The sequence below is a fragment of the Sporichthya sp. genome, from assembly GCF_013815995.1.
Lineage (GTDB): Bacteria > Actinomycetota > Actinomycetes > Sporichthyales > Sporichthyaceae > Sporichthya.
This window is the reverse complement of the sequence record NZ_JACDFE010000316.1, coordinates 1-3,898: the sequence shown is the minus strand read 5'-3', so window position 1 is coordinate 3,898 and position 3,898 is coordinate 1. Positions and strand designations below refer to the sequence as shown.

Sequence of the window (3,898 nt, the reverse complement as noted above, 5' to 3'; positions counted from 1 at the left end):
AACTCGGCCAGTTGGCCCGATCCGGCGCACCGCGGCTTCGCGGCCGCCGTGGCCAACGCGCAGCCGTTCGGCACGGTCGGCGGACTGTTCACCCGGCTCAGCGTCAGCGAGCCTCCCCCGGACCGGGACCGGACCTCCCCGGTCCAGGCGAACCGCCCGATCCGCAGCGCGTTGGCGTCGGAGTCCAGCGCGAGGGTGACCTCCTGCGAGGTCCCGCTCGGCTTGGACAGCACCCGGCCGTCGCGGATGGTCAGGCCCACCGGAAGGCCGGCGTAGCGCCGGTCGCCGTGCAGGGAGAAGAACGACCCGTTCACTCCGGCCAGCGCGTTCGCCCGCCTGGCCAGGGCCGTCGTCCGGTCCAACGTGGCCATGCTCCGGCCGTAGGTGGTGACCAGGCGCCCGTCGGCCTGCTCCGGGTCGATGGTCAGCACGTTCACCAGCCAGGGTCCGGTGCGGGTGGAAGCGATCCGGCCCTTCTTTACCTTGCCCTGCCCGCGGTGGATCACGGTGAGCGTCACCCCGGGGGCGAGTTGCTCCGTGCGGCGACGCTCGCGCAGGTCCGGGCGGCCGAGCGGGAGTGGGCCGGTGGCCGGACGCCGGATCCGCTCGGGCGCCGGCTCGGCCGGACTCTCGGCCGGGTCGGTGACCTCGCTGATCAGTTTGGAGAGCAGGTCGCTCGGCGGTGCCGGCGTGGCGGCCGGCGACGAGGCCCCGGCGCTACCCGGGAATCCCGTGGCGGCAGCGCCGGTGGCCAGGACCGCACCGGTCAGGAGCAGAGCGGCAGGACGGAATCGGCAGAGATCCATAGCCGCAAATAGTGATCAACTACCCTGGGAAAACGGTCAGCCTGACTGACCGTCAGGCAAATTCCCGGTACTTACCTGCAGTCCAGACTGGGTTACCTACCCTCAGGCGCAGTCGCGGCAGGTGAACGTGCCGCCCTTCTCGCTCGCGAGCTGGCTGCGGTGGTGCACCAGGAAGCAGGACGAGCAGGTGAACTCGTCGGCCTGGCGCGGGAGCACGCGAACACTGAGCTCCTCACCGGACAGGTCAGCGCCCGGCAGTTCCAACGACTCGGCGAGGTCCGCCTCGTCGACGTCCACGGTGCTGGCGCCCTTGTCCACCCGACGGGACTTGAGCTCCTCGATGCTGTCCTCACCGAGTTCGTCGTCGGTCTTGCGTGGGGCGTCGTAGTCAGTCGCCATCTAGGTCCGGCTCTCCTCGTGCTTGCTTGCGATGATGCGTCGGCGGGCGGTGCGGGAAGCGCTGCGCGGGACCGCAGTATGCCTCCCCGGGCCGGGAATTGTGCCCTAAGGCAGAACGGGAGTGGCGACGGGGTCCGTCAACCCGCTCTCATCCCCCGCTCCGGCGGCCAGCAGTAACGCCTCGAGCTGGACGAATAATTCCGGCGCGGCGGCCACCAGGCAGGCCGAGGACGGCTCCGCACCGCCCAGTCCGGCGACCCGGGCCCCGGCCTCGGTGGCGATCAGGGCCCCGGCGGCGTAGTCCCAGTGCTTCACCCCCCGCTCGAAATAGGCGTCGACCCGCCCGGCGGCCAGCGCGCACAGGTCCACCGCGCACGCCCCGTTGCGCCGGATGTCCCGCACGGCGGGGAGCACGTGGCGCAGGATCTCGGCCTGGTGGGCCCGCCGGCGCGGGTCGTAGCCGAACCCGGTCGCCACCAGGGCTCGGTCCAGATCCGGGCCCGGGCCGCAGCGCAGGGGGCGCCCGTTGCAGGTGGCGCCTTCGCCGCGGACTGCGGCGAACGTCTCACCGGTCGAGGGGACCTGCACCACCCCGACCAGCCCTTCCCCGTCGAGCTCGGCCGCGATGCTCACCGCCCAGCCGCCGAGGTCGTAGAGGTAGTTCACGGTCCCGTCGAGCGGGTCGACCACCCAGCGGACGCCGGAGGTGCCGGTCCGGTCGGTCCCTTCCTCGCCGAGGATCCCGTCCTGCGGGCGCAGCCGGGCCAACGCCGCGGTGATCAGCGCCTCGGCGGCGTGATCCATCTCGGTGACCACGTCGGTCGGGGTGCTCTTGGAGCTCACCCGCAACGGTCCGGCCGGTCGCCCGGCCTGCAGCAGGGTGCCCGCCTCGCGGGCCAGGACCAGGGCGATCTCCAGCAGCTCCCCCGCCGGCGGGACGCCGCGGGTCAACTCAGTCCCGCCCCGCCACGGCCGGTCGCGGCCCCTTCGGGTTGGGGCAGCACCCGATCGGACATACGTCGAAACTGGCGCCGAGGTCGCCGAGGGTCGCGCGCTGGTCGGGCATCCGGCTGTTCACCCGCTCCATCACCATGTCCCGGATGGCGGCCACGAACTCCGGCGCTGCACCCACGGTGCCGGCCCGGGCGAACCCGATGCCGAGGGCGTCGGCCTGGCCGCGCAGCTCCACGTCGAGGTCGTAGACGACCTCCATGTGGTCGGAGGTGAAGCCGATCGGAACCACCACGACGGCCGGGGTGCCCGCCTCGTGGAGCGCGGTCATCCGGTCGCGGACGTCCGGCTCGAGCCACTTGACCTGCGGCGGACCCGAGCGCGATTGGTAGACCAGCTCCCACGGGTAGGTGGCGCCGGTTGCCTCCGTCACGCCCTCGGCGACCAGGCGCGCGACCTCCTCGTGCTGCGCCGCGTACAGGCCGCCCTGCGGCCCGGCGCTGTAGGCCAGCGCCATCGGGATCGAGTGCGTGGTGAACAGGATCGTCGCCCCGGCCCGGGCGTCGGAGGCCAGTTGATCGAGCGCCGCGACGGTGTTGGCGACCATCGGGCGGATGAAGCCAGGGTGGTTGAAGTAGTGCCGCAGCCGGGTGAACACCGGCGCCTTGGTGATGCCCGCCTTCGCGGCGAACACGTCCTCCCGGTACTGCCGGCACCCCGGGTAGGAGGCGTAGGCGGACGTGGTCATGATCAGCGCGCGGCGCCGGTTCTCATCCGCCATCTGCTGGATCGCGTCGCGCAGGGAGGGCTTCCAGTTGCGGTTGCCCCAGTAGATCGGCAGGTCCAGGCCGTTCATCGCGAAGTCGGCCGCGACCGCCCCCAGCAGCTCCCGGCAGTGGCCGTTGATCGGGCTGACCCCGCCGAAGTGCTGGTAGTGCTCGGCGACCTCGGCCAACCGCTCGGGCGGGACATCCTTGCCGCGGGTGACGTTCTGCAGGAACGGCATCACGTCCTCGGGGCCCTCAGGACCACCGAAGGAAACCAGCAGGAAGGCATCGAAAGGACCGGCGCTCATGTCGGCATCCTTTCAGCGCCCGCCGGAAAACGGGGAAGCGCCCGTCGCAGGCTGCGGTTAGCGTCCAGGAGGACGCCCCGAATCGGAGACACCCGTGCTGACGCCGTACCGCGACGTGCTCGCCCACCCGGGCGCGCTGCGGTTCAGCCTGTCCGGGTTCCTGGCCCGGCTGCCGATCTCGATGCTCACCCTCGGCGTGGTGCTGTTGGTGTCGGGCACCGGGCGGTCCTACGCCCTGGCCGGAGCCGCCGCCGCGGCGGTGAACCTGGGGTTCGTGGTGGCGGGGCCGCGGCTGGGGCGCCTGGTCGACCGGTACGGGCAGGCCGCGGTGCTGCGCCCGGCCGCCCTCGCGCAGACCGTGACCTTGCTCGCCGTCATCGTGGCCGGCACCCAGCACGCCCCCGGACCGGTTCTGGTGCTGCTCGCGGGCCTGGTCGGCATGTCGATCCCGAGCATCGGCGGCATGGTGCGGGCCCGCTGGAGCGCGCTACTCGACGACCCGGGGCGGATGCATACCGCGTTCTCGTTGGAGTCGGTCGTCGACGAGGTCATCTTCATGGTCGGGCCGATCGTCGCGACGTTGCTGGCCACGACCGTGCACCCGGCGGCCGGGCTGGCCGCGGTGCTCGCGGTCGGGCCGACGGGGGCGCTCGCGCTGGCCTCGGCC

3 protein-coding genes and 2 pseudogenes are annotated in these 3,898 nt (G+C 72.3%); 1 reads left to right on the top strand and 4 read right to left on the bottom strand.

All coding sequences use genetic code 11. The annotated features are described in order from the left end of the window. The 4 genes and pseudogenes from H0X00_RS22400 to H0X00_RS22385 all read right to left on the bottom strand — a co-directional run. Positions 1 to 806: pseudogene (locus tag H0X00_RS22400) on the bottom strand (hypothetical protein); the annotation flags it as partial. Between the two features lie 102 nt (positions 807 to 908). Then, positions 909 to 1,205 (bottom strand): DUF4193 domain-containing protein, encoded by a 297-nt coding sequence (locus H0X00_RS22395; protein ID WP_293774987.1) that lies wholly within the window; start codon positions 1,203 to 1,205, stop codon positions 909 to 911. Between the two features lie 105 nt (positions 1,206 to 1,310). Beyond that, complete coding sequence (locus H0X00_RS22390) at positions 1,311 to 2,156, bottom strand: inositol monophosphatase family protein (RefSeq protein ID WP_293774986.1); 846 nt, start codon at positions 2,154 to 2,156, stop codon at positions 1,311 to 1,313. A gap of 1 nt (position 2,157) precedes the next feature. Beyond that, entirely contained in the window at positions 2,158 to 3,231 is a 1,074-nt protein-coding gene (locus tag H0X00_RS22385) for a ferrochelatase (RefSeq protein WP_293774985.1), read from the bottom strand. 94 nt (positions 3,232 to 3,325) lie between these two features. Here H0X00_RS22385 and H0X00_RS22380 point away from each other — a divergent pair. Further along, a pseudogene (locus tag H0X00_RS22380) lies at positions 3,326 to 3,898 on the top strand (MFS transporter); the annotation flags it as partial.

Excerpts from the sequence above, each read along its gene's own strand:
- H0X00_RS22395 (WP_293774987.1), bottom strand. The coding sequence starts at position 1,205 with ATGGCGACTGACTACGACGCCCCACGCAAGACCGACGACGAACTCGGT.
- H0X00_RS22385 (WP_293774985.1), bottom strand. The coding sequence starts at position 3,231 with ATGAGCGCCGGTCCTTTCGATGCCTTCCTGCTGGTTTCCTTCGGTGGT.